The organism is Pedobacter sp. AC190, assembly GCF_979258025.1.
Window position 1 is genome coordinate 4,691,464 of record NZ_OZ409824.1, and the last position, 16,702, is coordinate 4,708,165.

Here is a 16,702-nt window from a genome sequence, read left to right on the forward strand (position 1 = left end):
TGTATTAGTTTTAGAGTTTATTATTTGATATCCATAATCCACACGCTAGCATGAGCGTTGCTGGAAAAGCTAATGTCCAATTTCCAAAGTAGCCGAGCATAATTGGCCCAAAAATCGCACCTGATAAAAAGCTAATCCATAGTAGTAGAAGATGTATGGCATTTGATTTATATTCTTCTCTTTCCGCCACATCATTTGTCATACTTAGCAAAGCTGTATTTCTCGCCAAACTGGTTAATGTTCCAGTAACAAAATCGGTATTTACCTTTTGGTTTCCAACGGATGTGATAATTGTATTCATTATCCCCATCGAAAATCCGATAATTGCAACTGATGAAATATTATTGATAGAATAAAAATAAGCAATTATCGTATAGATCATTAGTATTCCAGCAACCACATAAAAAGATAATGATTTAACCTTCAGCATCTTGCAAAAAAACAAGAAAGTTCCTAAGTAAATCCCAATTAAGAAACTTGAAATTACAGTTAGTGTTGTAATCAATGTGACCAAGCTTTGGCTGGATAGCCCAGCACCCAACTGCGTGGTATTTCCACTCATAAACGAAACGTAGGTTTTCCATTTCACAAATCCAGTTGCATCTACATATCCTGCAATCAAAGCCAAAAATATCGCCAATCTCTCTTGCAATCTAACTTGCTTGGCTAAAGAAGATCTATGAATTGATTGTTTCATTTTATGAGGATTGAAACTTAATTTCCAGGTTGAATGAACATCTTCTTTGTTGGAAATTTTTCAATTTCGCCAGTTGCCAAACCAAAATTGGTAGCCACAACATCTTTTGGATTTCCAGCCAACCATGCACTTAAATCAATAGATTGGTAGGTTCCACTGTTGAAACCAATTAGGATTTTACAAACTGTATCTCCTGTATTTTTGATATAATGCCCTGCTCCCATAGGTACATAACCTACATCTCCAGTATTAAATTGCTCGGTTACAACTGTGCTTTCGGCAAGAAAAACCGACATTTCTGCCTGACCTGAAATATAATACTGCCATTCATCTGCATTTGGATGCCAGTGCATTTCTCTTAAAGCACCTGGCTGCAACTCTATAATAGAGCCAGACATTGTACTACTTATTGGAAATTCTTTGCTGGTAACCAATCTTTGCAAACCACCCCCTGGAACAATTCTTGGCTGTTGTGCATGGAGAGGGTATCGGTGAAAGCTGGTTAATGCTATATCGCTTTCGTCAGGACGAGCAAGCGCATTTAACGATAATTCATCTGGAACAATCCCCTTAGCAAAATAAGCCTCCTTTTGTGGTAATGCTGCAACTTCATCAAGTGTTAAACCCAAATTTTGTGCAATAATTTCTGCAGGCATGCAGGAAACAAAATCCGTTACGCTAAAGGTGTGGTCTTCAGAAAAATTACCATTATCAAAAATCAAAATAAAGTGGCATTCTTCGCTCCCTGTTGCCTGTATAGAGTGTCCGTAACCTTTTGGAAAATACCAAACATCACCTGGCTCAAAATTATCGACATAACTGTTACCATCTGGATGAATAATTGTGGTACGTACTGTTCCAGAAATTACATAAGCCCATTCTGCCGCGTTGGCGTGCCAATGTAATTCCCTCATACTTCCTGGCTGCAATCTCATTGAAACACCTGCAATACCAATGGATGCTGGAAAATCTGTAACAGAAGCCCCCCTTGTAGTACCGCCATCATTTTTGCGAGGCGCTTTTTTTTCTAGTTCGTATTTGAAACTTAATGATTCCGTATTCATAATAATAGTTTTAATGGTTGTTAAGAATGTGCGTTTATTTCTACTGTAAAGCTATCGCAGAATTGAAGTTTTTTCAATCGCAATTCGGTGAATAGGCAAAAACTATCGTTGACTTTGAGAAGTTTTTTGCTTAACGTTTTGATTGGATTTATAAATTCCTGTGCTCTCATTAATCTCCCCTTAAAACAAAAAAATCATTGAGATTTCAATGATTTAATTCTGGAATATTTTATAGTAATTTAAATTATTGATATAACCAACGCTTAATCAGTTTAGTGTAATTTGGCATGATCACATACACCATTAAAACAACAATTATACCCGTTCCTATTAAGGTATCAAAATAATGATTTGCAGGGATTTGAAAAAACCTTAGTATGGGAAAGAGCCATAAAGGTGTTAAAAGAGATAAAGGATAAATAGCCGACCAAGTGGTTAAAAATTGTTTCCAACGAACGGGCACTTTATTGTCATTACTTTTATCATTAAAAAGAAAATCCAGGCCCGATTTTATTTGATATCTATCATTTTTCCTAAAGAATGGATTTGCCTTTTCAATTAGTTTTCTTCTGCTGTCAGACTGCATCCAAGTTTTAAGATTATCGATAGTATCAAAACGAATAATTACGGTATAAACAAAAGTTAAATGAGCTATTGGTCTTACAATTTGTAAATCGATAAATCCCGTTGCCTGCTTGGATATTGGCAAAATTTCAGCTAGCCAATTCTCATAATCTTGTTGTTTTCCATCTAAAATATGATGGGTAATAACAACCGAAGCACCTTGATTTTCCATGGTAATTCTATTTTTAATGATTTAAAAATCCTATTTTTTCTATTGGCGCATTAATTACAGCGGTTACTGTAGAGTGGAATAATGCATTTTCTGAGGTTTGTAGAATTCCCATAATTTTGAATTTATCTGTCTGTATTACTTAATGTGTTAAATCTACAATCAAACATTTCCAACAAAAATTGCTGTTCGACTAATAGGCAAGAAATGTCGTTGAATCTCAAACAAAATTTAATTTAAACTATAAATTGAAAATTAGTTTTTAACGACAAATCACAAATTTAAAAGAGCATAAAATGGCAATCTATTTCAAAAAGTAAATTTAAAATGTGTTTACGAAAACCTTTGCCTCTGCAACCGCTAAGTGAAGTACGCGTTCTATCTCTTCTAAAGCCTTTTTCGATTCCTCATTCCGTTCAGTCATCATTTCCAGCACGTCTAATTTTTCTTCTAATAACGGCAACAAACCCATTATGGCTATACTGGATTTAAAATCATGTGCTCCATGCTTTACAATTACAACATTATTGTTTTCGTAAGCGCTTAAAAGCAATTGCAAATGCTCAGGTACGTTATTAATAAACTGCTTCGTTACGGTTTGCTCGAAAACGCTATTGCCTCCACTTATCGATTTCATGTAAATGAGGTCGATATATAAAAATTTTATTTGGCTTGTTTCAGTTCCTTTGGACGATTGTTTAGCATTTTCTAAACCAAAGCTCGATATCAATTTAAATAATTCTTCTTCTTTTATCGGTTTAGAAATATATTCATTCATCCCCCTGCTTAGGCATTTTTCGCGTTCACCTGCCATAGCGTGCGCTGTCATTGCAACGATGGGAATATCAAGTTTTAAAACTTCGCGAATTTGTTGCGTAGCGGTATATCCATCCATGATAGGCATTTGTATATCCATCAAAACCAAATCATATACTTTTATCGCCAGTTGATCAACCGCCTCCTGTCCGTTAAAAACAATATTAAAATCAATGTTCCATTGCAACAACAAATGCTCCATTAAACTTTGATTAATAGCATTATCGTCTACTATCAAAACACGTAATGGTGTATTGGTTTTATCTTTAAAATATTCAGGATTTATCGTTATAGCCGCATTAAGTTGTTCTTCAGAAATATTGTAGGGAATATAAAAGCTAAAGGTTGTTCCCTTTTCTGGCTCACTACTTACTTCGATATCGCCATTTTGTAGCAGAATTAAGCTTTTAACAATTGATAAACCCAAACCAGTACCGCCATAATTTCTTGTAGTAGAATCTTCTCCTTGCTTAAATCTCTCGAAAACCTCAACCAATTTTTCTTTGTTGATACCAATACCAGTATCAGAAACCTTGAAATTCAAAATAATTTGATTTTTGGTTTGCGATTTTGCATTGACTTCTATGGTAACTTTTCCCTGCTGTGTAAATTTTATGGCATTTCCAATTAGGTTCACCAAAACCTGTGTAAGCCTTGTCGCATCACCAATAAGTGTATCTGGTATCGATTGCTCAATATTACTGGAAATAGTTAAACCTTTCTCTTTTGCACGTTCTAAAAATAATGTTTCTACAGAATTCACCAGCCCATTAATGCTGAAGGTTCCAGGAGTGATGCGCATCATTCCTGCTTCAATTTTCGATAAATCAAGAATATCGTTAACAATAGCCATTAAATTTTCCCCCGATCGCTGAATTGAAGAAACAAATTCTGTGGCAGTAGAATCTAAAGTTCTTTTTTGTAATAAATTGGTAAAACCCAATATTCCACTTAATGGCGTTCTGATTTCGTGGCTCATATTAGCCAAAAAATTTTCTTTAGTTTGTGCTGCTATTGTTGCGTTTTTCTCCGCAATATTTAATTCCTGGATTAATAAATGTTGTCTGCGAAATTGACGGATAATGTGAAAACCAATAATAGAACCGCTTAAAACTAATAATGCAAGCAAAGAAATATCATAAATCTTTGCTTTATTTCCAATCTCTTCATTCTTTTTACTTAAGCTCGCCATTTGAATTTGGCGAATTTTGTAAATCTGTCCTGTGATACTGGTAATTTCATTAGAGATTATTCTTGCCCTTGGGTTAGCAATAGATGTTTTATCATCCATATTACCCAAAGAAAAATAGCGATTTAAGAGTTTTTCCTTCACTATTTTTTTATCGAGCGCAAGTACACTCAACCGATGTATCAACTTTTCTTCTGCTTCATCAGAATTATCTTTCGATAGCGAATCTAAAAAAACTTCAACCTCATCAATTTTTTGGTCTATACCCTCCAAATGTGTAGTATCATTTGTGGCTATAGATGCTCTAATCCTACTCTCTACACCTAAAATATCGCGATCAATTTCTCTCAAATGATTACTAGAACGTAATTCATGTAAAAGGGTGTTGTTATTTCTTATCAGCTCCTTTGTATTCCTGGCCGAGTTGATTTGAATAGCAATCAACAATATAGAATCGGCAATAAAGGTCAGCACAATCAAATAAGCGAAACGTTTGTTGCCCATTACCGAGGATATATTTATCATAAATAATGATTTATTAATTATGATTACCTAAAAACCATAATTCATTAATATTAATAGAAGCGCCTAAAAAACATTCATTTTTGTATTGAGTGTTTTTCTATAAGCATCGGCGACAGGGATAAACTGCCCGTTTATTATTATTCCACCATCTTGTAGGGTGTCAATTTTACTAACTGCAACAATATAAGAGCGATGAACCCTTATAAAATTAACCTTTAGCAAACGTTCTTCTGCAGCTTTCATTGTTCCATGTACAGCAAACATTTTTTCCTTGGTGTAAAACTTTACATAGTCGCCCATGGCTTCTGCGTAAAAAATATCATCCAGCTTTAGGCGTCTTGTAATGTTGGAGTCTCTAACGAATAAAAACTCCTCATTTCCAAACTGTACATTTTCCTTTTTACTTTCAAATATTGCCTGTGCTTTACCAACGGCCTGTAGAAACCTGGCAATTGTAAACGGTTTTAGCAAATAATCAGCAATATTTAATTCGAAAGCTTCAAGCGCATACTGCTTATTCGAAGTTGTAAAAATTACAATAATTCCCTTGCCTAACAGATTTTTGGTCAACTCAATTCCGCTCATTTCAGGCATTTCTATATCCAAAAAGATCAAATCTACCTGCTTATTTTGCAAATGATTGTAAGCTTCAATGGCATTAGAATATTCACTTTCAATTGTTAAATTAGGAATCTGTTTTGCCAAATGCGCCAAAGTAGTTCTGGCAATTTCATTGTCATCAACGATTAGAGCTTTCATAGAGATATTAGGAATGATTTACACAAATATAATTACTCTATTGCGTTTAAAGCTTATACTTTAAGAATTTACTTAAAGTACGAACGAATCATCCAAGCCATTTCTTCGTGGCTTTCCATTAAGCCAGTAATGAAATCGCTGGAACCATAATCTTTATATTTTTCTGCAAAAGGGGTGATATTCCCTCTAATAAATTCGATGATACTTTCATGGTCAGCAAGTAAGTCTTTCATATAACCTAGGCCATCGTTCGTTCTTTCACTGTATTCGGTAAGATGCGTTAATTCTAAATAGATTTTCATAGTAGCAGGCGCATAATGTCCAATTTTGCGCATACGCTCGGCCACACTGTCAATCAATCCATCTAACTTTTGATATTGGGATTCGAAAAAAATATGATTTGCATGGAAGTTATCTCCAGTAACATTCCAATGTGCATTTCTGGTTTTGGTGTACAGTACAAATTCGTTTGCTAAAAGTTTTGCCAATTCTACTGCGACAGCATCTGCATTTTGCGCTGTAAGTCCGATGTTAGTTTTCATAATTTGATATTTAATCATTAAGCATTATTGCTCTTTTTCTGATTAAAGATTATAAATAAAACATCTGTATAGATATAGCTTTCGGTAAATGGGCAAAAGGAGTCGTTGTATTACCGTAATAGTTCGACTTAGCGTTTAATGATTAATAGTATCAGCAAACCAGGCTTTATACAGTTATCAAAGGAATTGAAAAATAGAAACTAGCTCCATTGCCGATCTCACTTTCTGCCCATATCTTACCATTATGTCTTTCGATAATTTCTGCTGAAAGATACAAACCGATTCCAAACCCTGCTACAGTGGCTGTTTTCAGGTTTTCGACTCTATAAAATCTATCGAATAACCTCGGAAGATCACTTTGACTGATGCCCATTCCCTGATCTGTAATTTTAAATACTGCACTTTGCTCATCGATAAAACAATCGATAAATATTTCAGTATTAATTGGAGAATACTTCATTGCATTACTAATCAGATTGTTAACAACCTGACCCAGTTTATCCCTGTCTGCCATAATCAATAATTCATTACAGTAATTTTGAACAAGGTGATGACTGTTAGCCGTTGTTGCGTATTCATCAACAACTTCACTTACTAATTTTGTCAGTTCAACTTTTGCAAAATCCATCCTGATTTTTCCAGATTCAAGTCTGGCAACATTCAGGAAGCCATTAATCATCTTCGTCATCTTGCCAATTTGTCTGTCTGCACCCTCTAGAGCCTTGTTTGCAAAATCAAGGTTATCTTTTTTAGCCTTCATTTGCAATACCTGAATATAACCCTTCATCGAAGTTAACGGTGTTTTTAACTCATGGCTCACCATTGCAATGAAATCATTTTTCCGCTGCTCATCTTGCTTTTGGTCGGTTACATCCATAAGCACGGCATAAACGCCAACAAAGTTTCCCGAATGATCTTTTTTACATTTACCAACTACCCTCATCCATCTTCTTTCACCAGTTAGAATGTGTTTTATTGGATAGGTGCTATCAACAGGAGTACCACTTTTTATGCATTTTTGTAGCACTTCATTAAGCTCATTAATATAGCCTGGATCAACCGCTGAAAGAACCATTTCCCAGTTAATCTCTCCAGCTATAGGAAGTCCATAAAGTTCACGGAATTTTTCAGACATTTCAGCTCTACCTGTTTTTAAATCCAAACTGCAACTTCCCAGTTCACCAGCATTAAAGGCAGAATGCAGATTATCTTCACTCTCTTTTAAATCATTAAGCGCAGTAATCAGTTCATTATTTTTTGCTTCTAGTTCCAAGGTTCTATTTTGAACAAGAAATTCCAGGTTTTCATTAAGCTCTTCAGCGATTTTTCTCGCTTTCTCGAGCTCTTCGTTTTTTGTTTGTAAAAGAAACTGAGATTTTTTAAGGTCTGTAAGATCCGTTATAATTACACTCAGTGAAACCCCTTCATCAAGTCTCAACTGCTTAATTGAAAGCTGAACGGCAATTTTATCGCCATTTGCGTTTCTTAAAAAGAGTTCAGCTTTAGTATCGACTTCCCAGGCGCTATCAATTATTTCCTTAGCGAAAACTTTATAATCGTCATCAACAAAATTTAGGAAATCTTTTCCAATTACACTTTCCAGTGGAGCTTGGCAAAGTGCTGCAAATTGTGAGTTGCTGTATAAAATTAGTCCGGTTTGATCAAGTGTAATTGCACTTTCGATCATCTGCTCAATAAATATCCGATAAGAATGATCGGCACTTTTCAAGGTAAACAGTTGGTGCCCGTCTTTTCCGTTAACAACCAAGGCGTCAACTTCTCCAGTTCGAATGGCATCTACAATATCATTTGCCTCCTCCAACTGAATCTGAAGTTCACGGTAAGCCTCCTCAAGTTTAATATGTTCGATAGATTTCTCCATAAACTAACTCCTAATTCCCAATCCAAGTAAAACTTTTTCACGATCAGAAAAATCGCCAATCAAACGCTTTTTAGGACCTGGATTTTTTTTAATTAGCATAGGTAAAGCCGTAACATTCTCTTCCTTTACCAGTTCTGGTTGCTGGTGGGCATCAATAATTTCGAGTATGTATTTGTCTTTAAGAAATTCTTCACAGATGTGGCGAAGATTCGTAATGGCCCTTGCAGATATTGGTGAGGAACCGGCAATAAAAAGCCGTAAAATATAATGCTCAACTATATCTTCTCTGGGATTCAAATGATCGCTTTCTTCTATCATTAACTGGTTGTTCTTGGACGAATATCTAGCCCAACTAATACTTTTTCAACGTTGGATAAATCTCCAATAATTTTACGTACGGGTTCTGGTACTTTTTTAACCAAAGTCGGAATAGCAAGTATTTGATCACCTTCGGCAAGCTGGGGTCTTTCAAGCAAATCGATTACCTCAATGCTATACTGACCCTTCAAATGTTCCTCGCAAATTTTCTTAAGGTTTTCTAAAGCCACAACCGATTTTGATGTTTTACCGGCAACATACAGCCTCAACTCATATAATTTAGCCACTATTTATTCGTTTTTTTTTGTTTTGGATTTAACAGGAGCCGAAATATCAGCCCGACGAAGATCAGTTATTTTTGATATTGTATCGCCCATAATTTGCTTTTTCAACGCTTCCTCTACATATACTTTATTTAATTCTTCTTCTGCCGATTCGTATTCAGATCTTAGACTGTCAATTTTAGATTCGAGCACTTTTCGCTTACGAATAAGCTCTCGGTCTTTTCTGCTTACTGCCTGTTCATGAATAATTTCTCCTGTCTGCTGCAGTAATAATCTTGCTTCTCTGGCCGAACCTGTGAGCACGCCATCTTCCGTTAAGAATACATCAACCAAATCCAAACCTTTATCGGTAATCACAAATTCTCTGATTTGATTAGAATGTTTCATACCTCGTGATTTCATGATATACAATCCACGGTTCCGCTCTCCATTATTTTCGATATCTCGGATTTGCAACCAGGCATCAACTAAAGAAGAAACCCCCTCATCGGTTTGTTCGTTAACCACATTATTTAGGGTTAATGCAGTAAACATAACCGTTATCTGCTGAATCTGCAGAAAATCGATCAGGCGTACCAGCATTGTTTTCACTTCACTAACCGAGCCAATCGTTATCAGATTCGTAATTGGATCGAGAATAACTGCATCAGGTTTAAATTTATGGATGGCTTTATGTATGGCTACTAAATGCATCTCGAGCCCAAACAGTGTAGGTCGGGATGCATAAAACTGAAGATACTTATCATCAACATGTTTTTGCAGATCCATACCAATCGACCTCATATTACGGATAATTTGTTTCGGAGATTCCTCAAAAGCAAAGAATAAACATTTCTCTTTCCTTAGACATGTTGCATTGGCGAAACTGGCTGCGATACTGGTTTTCCCTGTACCAGCGGTGCCAGATGCTAATATACTGCTCCCTCTATAGAAACCTGCATTACCCAACATTTTATCGAGTGCCTTAACGCCCGAAGAAATGCTTTCAGATGAAACCTCTTTATTTAATTCCAGCGAGGTTATTGGCAGTACCGATATACCCTCATCATCAATTAAAAAAGGATACTCATTTGTGCCATGAACAGAACCTCGGTATTTCACAATCCTAAGTCTGCGGGTAGAGATTTGATTAATAATTCGGTGATCCAAAAGAATCACGCAGTCCGATACATATTCTTCTAATCCTTGGCGAGTTAGGCTTTTTTCTCCACGCTCACCAGTAATAATCGCGGTTACGCCCTTCGATTTTAGAAACTGAAATAACCTGCGAATTTCAGCACGTAATATCCCTTCATTTTTAAGTCCTGAGAAAAGATTTTCAATCGTATCCAACACAACACGCTTGGCACCTATACTGTCAATAGCATAATTCAAACGTATAAATAGGCCTTCAAGATCATACTCGCCAGTTTCTTCTATCTCGGCACGATCAATATGGATATAATCTATACGGATTTTTTTTTCATGCTCTAGCTTTTCAAGATCGAATCCTAAAGAAGCAACGTTCGTTTTAAGTTCATCTGCCTTTTCTTCAAAAGCCATAAATACGCCAGGTTCACCATAATCAAGGGCACCTCTGACAATAAATTCAATCGAAAAAAGTGTTTTTCCAGAACCTGCCTCTCCGCAGATCAAGGTAGGGCGACCCGAAGGAAGGCCTCCAAGGGTAATTTCGTCTAATCCAGCAATTCCAGTAAGTGTTTTTGAGATCGCTACAGGCGAGGGCTGTTTGTTCAATTTAGCCATTAATTAAAATTTAATTATTAAAGCTATTAAAAATAGTCCAAATTGCAACTTCCACCCTACTCAAACAAGGAATAGTATAAAAGGTTTTAATCCTAAAAATTAAAAACCAATAATTAAGCAATTGCGGAATAGTATTTACCTAATTGCACAACATATAACTATAAATTAAAAAAAATGTAAAAACTGGAGGTTTTTCAAAAATTGAATAGCTTTTTAGGAAGCTTGTTTATAATAAAACTTGACAGCTATAACCAGATACGGGTAATTCCAATTTTAGAATTTAATGCTTTTAAACTGGCTGAGTTAAAAAATGCTCTACTTTATACGCTCAAATGCAGGTTAGGCAATATTTTCCAAATACCTAAGTACCTCTTCTTTTTTCCTGCTAGATACAATAATACTTTCCTTGTTTTCCATTTGTAAATAACCTTCTCGATAGTATTTTTTAACGTATTTAAAATTTACCAAATACGATTGATGACACCTTAGAAAACCAAAAGGAGTAAGCAAACTTTCATATTCTTTTAATCCTTTCGAAACCAAAATATCATGACCATTATTTAAATAAAATGTCGTGTATCCTTTATCACTTTTGCAATACATAATATCTTCTATGGATACCACTTCAATAAACTCGACACTTTTTAAGGCGATGCGTTTGCTTGCACCTAAGCCTTGAGCCAGATAATAATCTCTGGAAACAGCCAGTTGCTGTTGCTCAAATTTTTCGTGTTCACGATGATGAAAACATTTGTGTAATAAAGCGGTAAGCGATACTTCATCGATCGGTTTTAATAAATAACCAAATGCGCCTAAATTAAGTGCCTGTATTGCATATTGATCGTAGGCTGTTAAAAATACCACCTGAAAATCGTTAATACCGATTTCATGAAAGAGATGAAAACTGTCCCCATCCTTTAGCCGAATATCAGCCAAAATAATATCAGGTTTCAAGGCTGGTATTTCTTTAGCTGCAACAGCAATTTCGGCAGAAGAGCCAATTACTTCCAGGTAATCAATTCGATTTACGATCTGAAGAATGTGTTGTAAAATTCGAATTTCATCTTCTAAAATATACAGTTTCATAGCTTTCATATTAGTTGTTTATTATAGGCATAATAATCTCAACAAGTACGCCTTTTGCATCAGCTCCTACTTTATCAGCGACCTTAAAATGGGCTTTTTGCTTGCGTGAGGTAAATAATAAATCGAAGCGTTCTTTTAAAATAATTTGAGCAAGCGATTGTTTTTTCTGCTTATCATCGGCCTTTTTGGTCAAACCGCAACCATTATCATCAATAGTAATCACCAAATATTCACCATCAATCTTAAAAGAAATTTTTAATAAACCTTTGTATGTAATGTTTCTAAAACCGTGTTCTATCGTGTTTTCAACAAAAGGTTGAATCAACATCGGCGGAATAAGAATTTCGTCAAGGTCTAAATCATCTCCGACAGTAATTTCATAATTAAAAACATCTGCATAGCGCATTTGTTGCAGTTGTATGTAGTTATTTAAGGAAGTAATTTCCTCTTTAATTTCTATAAAATCTTTTCGGTTTTGCTCTAAAATACCACGTAATAAACCAGAGAAAGATTGCAGGTAACGAACGGATTCAGTTGTATCGCCAGTAGCGACTAAACCTTGCAGATTAGAAATGGCATTAAAAATAAAGTGTGGATTTAACTGAACCTGAAGCAACTTCTGCTCCATAGTTAATCTTTGGTTTTCAGACTTTAATAAGGTATTTTTTTCTCGTAAACGCTGTTGCCTGTAAACAATATAAAATAAAGCCACCATTACTATGAAAATAATTACAATCAAAAACATCGACCAACGTTGCTGTTTAATTATGGTTTCATTAAGCTTGTTTCTGCTTTTTAATTGGAGTATGTTTTGGTCTTTCTTCTCTGTTTCATATTTCTCATGCATTTCTGCAACTTTTACGGTTTCAATTGCCTTATTATTGCGTAATTCAATGCTGTGAGCAGAATCTAAGGCTGCGAATGCTTTAGCAAAATCGCCTTTCATTTTATAAGCTTCTACCAAACCTAAATAATAGATCTTTTTCTGCTTTCCAGATAAATCTTTGTGTTCCAACGCCATACCCGCCTTGTAATAAAAAATAGCAGAATCTGCCTGCTTATTTAATATAAAAGACGTTGCCAGGTTATTGTAAGCTATATCGTTTAAGTCGTTGGTTTTCTTTAAATAGTTAAAATAGATCCTGCTCGATGCCAGCGCCTTATTGTATTGCATTTGCGCACTGTAAATTTGCGATTCATTATCATACGTACGGGCAATTGCCAAACTATCGCCTAATTTTTTAGCTAAAGTGCGGGCCTGAACATTATAATATGCCATTTTCTTAAAATCGCCTAAGCGAGATGCTAAAAGGAAAGAAATATCAAAATACCTTTGCTTAACAATTGGATGCGAATTAAATGGATGGTTTTTGAAATACAGGGCGGCGTACAATAAAGATTTTTCTTCGTTATGGTTTTGATAGTAAGCCCTTGCCAGTAAATCGTAAAAACGATAAGTTAGTTTACTTTTCAGACGTTCGCCATTTTCAATTAAAGAGAAAATGCGTTTTACCAAAACAGATTCTACCATCGAACCATTACCAAGCGCCAAATCTAATTGATGATATTTCTTAAGTAACTCAATAGGATCCGCTACTTTTTCACCTTTCATTTTACTAAATTCAATTAGAGCACTGTCGCGTTTTTTCTCAATGCTATATCTCCTTCCTTTAAAATAATGATAAAAAGGATTTTCTTCTCGGTTAGCTTGTTGGTATAGCAAGCTATCTTCTACGTAAACCATTTTTTTTACCGTAGCTGAAGCAAGCGTATCAAACGAAATAATCAGGTTTAAATAGTCTTTCTGCGTGGAAACTACCGCTTTAGCATTTTCTACTTTCGAAGTACTTTTTTCGTGATTACAAGAGATTACCAATAATGTAAATAAACTAATGTAAAAAGTTATAGCTGTTTTTATTTCCTTGTTACTCATTAAAGAATTTAGATTATCAATTTGATTAAATATCGGCTAAATATAGATACAGAAAACCTCAATTAGTATGGCTATCGAATATTCGTTACGCTTTAATCCATATTCGTATCTGATAAATAATTATTTGAAAGCACATCAATTGTTAATAATCAGCAAAGCGGAGTCTATAACCTAATAATTCTAGAAATAGTTGGTTAAAACGAATAGAAGTTAATAATAAACGAATATTTATTCAACCCTGTCGTATATCAACTACATGTTGTAATCCAATTTTGCTGTATTGAGATTTAGGTTAATAAAAAACCTAAACGCCAGGGTACGTTGGCGAAAACTCAATTAAAATTTTATGTATTATGAAAACAAACAAAAGCTTATTTGAAAAAAGAATCGATTTAAAAAGTTGTCAAATTAATGGAGGAAGATTGGCTGAAGAAGTTACCCAAAAGGAAAGTTCTACGTCTACCAACACTAATGGTTGTACAGACACTAAGTACACAACAAAATCAGACAAAGGTGGTACAATAAAAACCTGCACAGACTTTGACTGTCCTAATTAACAAAGTATTTAACAAACCGATTTTAAAAATTTAAACACAAAAACATGAAAAACAACAAAAGTTTATTCGAGAAAAGAATTGATTTATCAAGCTGCCAAATCAACGGAGGAAGACTAGCTACAACTTATCATGAATGTTCAAGCGCAACGAAAAGCCCTCATTGCTCTGATACTTACACAACAACTTTCGATGATGGTGGTAAACAGACGGGATCGAACATGGATTTTTACGATTGTAGCCCTTGCTAATTAGGTAGAAATAATTTACATAAAGGCGGAGGCTTTGCCCTCCGTTTTTAAAATTCTTAATAAAAGTTGCAACTATAAGCTTATGATTTTAATTTTTTCCATTAATGATGATTATTCCACAAGCCGAGTTATTAATTGGCTAATACATCTGAAAAAAGAATTTATTCGAATAAACGAAAATACCAATGTAAAGTTAATATCACTTACAGAACAAGATTTCATATTGAATATAGATGGTAAAATATTGAAAAGCAATGAGATAACCAAAATATGGTACAGAAGAGGCGATTTATATTTGATGAATAATTTTAAAAGCGAGCATATTAACAATTATTTATCTTCTGAAAATACATGCTTAATGGAATATATGCATTATGCTTTTGATAAAAATAATTGCTTAAATAATTTTAAAACCAGCGACATAAATAAACTCTACCTTTTAGATTTATGTAAAAGATTTAATGTACTTGTTCCAAATTTTATAGTTACAAGTTGCAAAAATGTACTAATAGATTTTTACAACAGAGAAAAAAATATCATCTCAAAACCTTTGAATGCACCGTTTTCTACTTACGATTCGGATAGTTCGCTTCATATGGCATACACCTCAGAAATTGTACTCGAAGACATTCGCAGTTTACCAAATGAATTTGTGCCTACATTTTTTCAGAAAAATATTATCAAGGCTTACGAATTAAGATGCTTCTACTTAGATGGAAGTTTTTATGCAATGGCTATTTTTTCGCAGAATAATAATAAAACCAAAGTAGATTTTAGAAATTACGATAATTCAAAGCCCAATAGGATTACACCATATCAATTCCCAAAATCTTACCAACGAAAAATAAAAAAATTACTTGATGCTATAGGATTAAACTGCGCTTCGTTCGATGTTGTTTATTCAAAAGAAGATCAGCAATATTATTTTTTAGACCTAAATCCAATTGGTCAATTCGGAATGGTTTCTACACCATGCAACTACAATTTAGAAAAGGAAATCGCTTTAACTCTATGATATGAAAAACATCCAACTCGAAATACTTAGCGGGAATGCTCCTATTCATTTAAAATCTTTAATTAAAAAAGACAGACCTAAATATCTGGTAAAAACCAGGGAGTCAAAAATTTTTACAACCAGTAATTTGCAGTTAGACTTTCTTTATAAATCGCCAATATGAACAATCTATTTTTAAGAAATCAATTATGTGTACCCGTAAAGGGATACAACCGAGCCATTATTTATGATATTCTTCGAAAAGATTATTTTCTTATTCCAAAAGAACATTGTGCTATTCTGGATACAAATGATTTTATACAATTTGATAAAATTGCAGATGTTGAAGAGCGAGAAGAACTTATCGATTTCTTGGTTAATGAAGAAATCATATTTCAACTTTCAACTAGCGAACAAAAAAAGCATTTCAAAAGTTTAAATAGGAATTTTGAAAATCCTAACCCACTAACTGATGTTATTATTCATTCGAATATAGATTTTCGCTTCTTAGATTTAATTAAAGATCAATACCTTTTAAATCTGTCAATTATATCTCAAGAAATAGATGACAATTTACTTGCGATTTTGCAAAAAGTAAGTGAGCTTGAAATAGATAGTATCTATCTCTATATCGAAAATTCTAACATTGAAAAATTGGATGAGTATAAAAAGCTATTTGCTAATTACAGTTTAATTTTTTCAGTGAATTTCTTTAATTCGAAAAAAATTATAGATAAAACGCAACTATCTCAAAACATATATTACAACTTTTTTGAAGAAGAATTTTCAACCTATAAAAGAACGCTCAGTATCGATAAATTGGCTATTAATGCCGAACATTTTTTAGAAGCATATAATTTTCACTCTTACTACTTTGCTAAAGTTTATATCGATGAAAATGGAAATATAAAAAATGGTTTAAATAATTCGGAGAATTTTGGTTGTATAAAATCGGTATCCTCATCACAATTTAAGGAAATAATTTCATCATCAAACTTCAAGGAATTAGGTGCCATTAAAAAAAAGGAAACGCTTGTATGCTGTGATTGCGAATATAGGTACATGTGTGTAGATAGCCGAGTTCCCTCAAAAGGTAAAAAGCACTGGTTTCATCAATTTGAATGTGTTTATAATCCATATTTATCAAAATGGAGTAATGAAGAGGGTTACTTAAATCTGGAAGAATCTGGAGTGTATATTTCTGCATCAGGTTGCACCATAGATCAGGAAAAGTTATCCGAAAACTTTGATAAAATCTGGAATACTTAG

16 protein-coding genes are annotated in these 16,702 nt (G+C 34.1%); 4 read left to right on the forward strand and 12 right to left on the reverse strand.

Annotated elements, in window-relative coordinates:
- Nucleotides 1-10: 10 nt before the first annotated feature.
- The 12 genes from ACZZZI_RS20495 to ACZZZI_RS20550 form a co-directional block, all read right to left on the reverse strand.
- The gene (locus ACZZZI_RS20495; protein ID WP_463491095.1) at nt 11-697 is read right to left on the reverse strand and encodes a YoaK family protein; all 687 of its coding nucleotides are present in this window, start codon (nt 695-697) and stop codon (nt 11-13) included.
- 17 nt (nt 698-714) lie between these two features.
- The gene (locus ACZZZI_RS20500; protein ID WP_463491097.1) at nt 715-1,761 is read right to left on the reverse strand and encodes a cupin domain-containing protein; all 1,047 of its coding nucleotides are present in this window, start codon (nt 1,759-1,761) and stop codon (nt 715-717) included.
- Nucleotides 1,762-2,005: 244 nt separating this feature from the next.
- A complete protein-coding gene (locus ACZZZI_RS20505) occupies nt 2,006-2,557 on the reverse strand; it encodes a hypothetical protein (protein WP_463491099.1) in 552 nt (183 codons plus the stop codon).
- 319 nt (nt 2,558-2,876) lie between these two features.
- Nucleotides 2,877-5,084, reverse strand: a complete 2,208-nt coding sequence (locus ACZZZI_RS20510) for an ATP-binding protein (RefSeq protein WP_463491101.1) — start codon at nt 5,082-5,084, stop codon at nt 2,877-2,879.
- A 63-nt stretch (nt 5,085-5,147) separates the two neighbouring features.
- Complete coding sequence (locus ACZZZI_RS20515) at nt 5,148-5,843, reverse strand: LytR/AlgR family response regulator transcription factor (RefSeq protein WP_344768711.1); 696 nt, start codon at nt 5,841-5,843, stop codon at nt 5,148-5,150.
- 68 nt (nt 5,844-5,911) lie between these two features.
- Nucleotides 5,912-6,385: a Dps family protein gene (locus ACZZZI_RS20520; protein ID WP_463491104.1), complete on the reverse strand. Its 474-nt coding sequence runs from the start codon at nt 6,383-6,385 to the stop codon at nt 5,912-5,914.
- A gap of 166 nt (nt 6,386-6,551) precedes the next feature.
- Nucleotides 6,552-8,267: an ATP-binding protein gene (locus ACZZZI_RS20525; RefSeq protein WP_463491106.1), complete on the reverse strand. Its 1,716-nt coding sequence runs from the start codon at nt 8,265-8,267 to the stop codon at nt 6,552-6,554.
- Nucleotides 8,268-8,270: 3 nt separating this feature from the next.
- Complete coding sequence (locus ACZZZI_RS20530; protein WP_316757856.1) at nt 8,271-8,585, reverse strand: circadian clock KaiB family protein; 315 nt, start codon at nt 8,583-8,585, stop codon at nt 8,271-8,273.
- Complete coding sequence (gene kaiB, locus ACZZZI_RS20535; protein WP_344768704.1) at nt 8,585-8,872, reverse strand: circadian clock protein KaiB; 288 nt, start codon at nt 8,870-8,872, stop codon at nt 8,585-8,587. The genes ACZZZI_RS20530 and kaiB overlap by 1 nt, the downstream gene beginning before the upstream one ends.
- Before the next feature lie 3 nt (nt 8,873-8,875).
- On the reverse strand, nt 8,876-10,615 hold the full coding sequence (gene kaiC / locus ACZZZI_RS20540) for a circadian clock protein KaiC (protein WP_463491109.1): 1,740 nt from the start codon (nt 10,613-10,615) through the stop codon (nt 8,876-8,878).
- 339 nt (nt 10,616-10,954) lie between these two features.
- Nucleotides 10,955-11,701 carry a LytR/AlgR family response regulator transcription factor gene (locus ACZZZI_RS20545; protein ID WP_344768700.1) on the reverse strand — a complete coding sequence of 249 codons (747 nt, stop codon included), beginning with the start codon at nt 11,699-11,701 and terminating at the stop codon, nt 10,955-10,957.
- A gap of 10 nt (nt 11,702-11,711) precedes the next feature.
- Nucleotides 11,712-13,634 carry a histidine kinase gene (locus ACZZZI_RS20550; protein WP_463491112.1) on the reverse strand — a complete coding sequence of 641 codons (1,923 nt, stop codon included), beginning with the start codon at nt 13,632-13,634 and terminating at the stop codon, nt 11,712-11,714.
- Between the two features lie 353 nt (nt 13,635-13,987).
- Here ACZZZI_RS20550 and ACZZZI_RS20555 point away from each other — a divergent pair, with 353 nt between their 5' ends.
- The 4 genes from ACZZZI_RS20555 (at nt 13,988) to ACZZZI_RS20570 (ending at nt 16,702) form a co-directional block, all read left to right on the forward strand.
- Entirely contained in the window at nt 13,988-14,191 is a 204-nt protein-coding gene (locus ACZZZI_RS20555; protein WP_463491114.1) for a hypothetical protein, read from the forward strand.
- Between the two features lie 44 nt (nt 14,192-14,235).
- Nucleotides 14,236-14,439, forward strand: a complete 204-nt coding sequence (locus ACZZZI_RS20560) for a hypothetical protein (RefSeq protein ID WP_463491116.1) — start codon at nt 14,236-14,238, stop codon at nt 14,437-14,439.
- Nucleotides 14,440-14,521: 82 nt separating this feature from the next.
- A complete protein-coding gene (gene gwsG, locus ACZZZI_RS20565; protein WP_463491118.1) occupies nt 14,522-15,454 on the forward strand; it encodes a grasp-with-spasm system ATP-grasp peptide maturase in 933 nt (310 codons plus the stop codon).
- Between the two features lie 159 nt (nt 15,455-15,613).
- Nucleotides 15,614-16,702: a hypothetical protein gene (locus ACZZZI_RS20570; protein ID WP_463491120.1), complete on the forward strand. Its 1,089-nt coding sequence runs from the start codon at nt 15,614-15,616 to the stop codon at nt 16,700-16,702.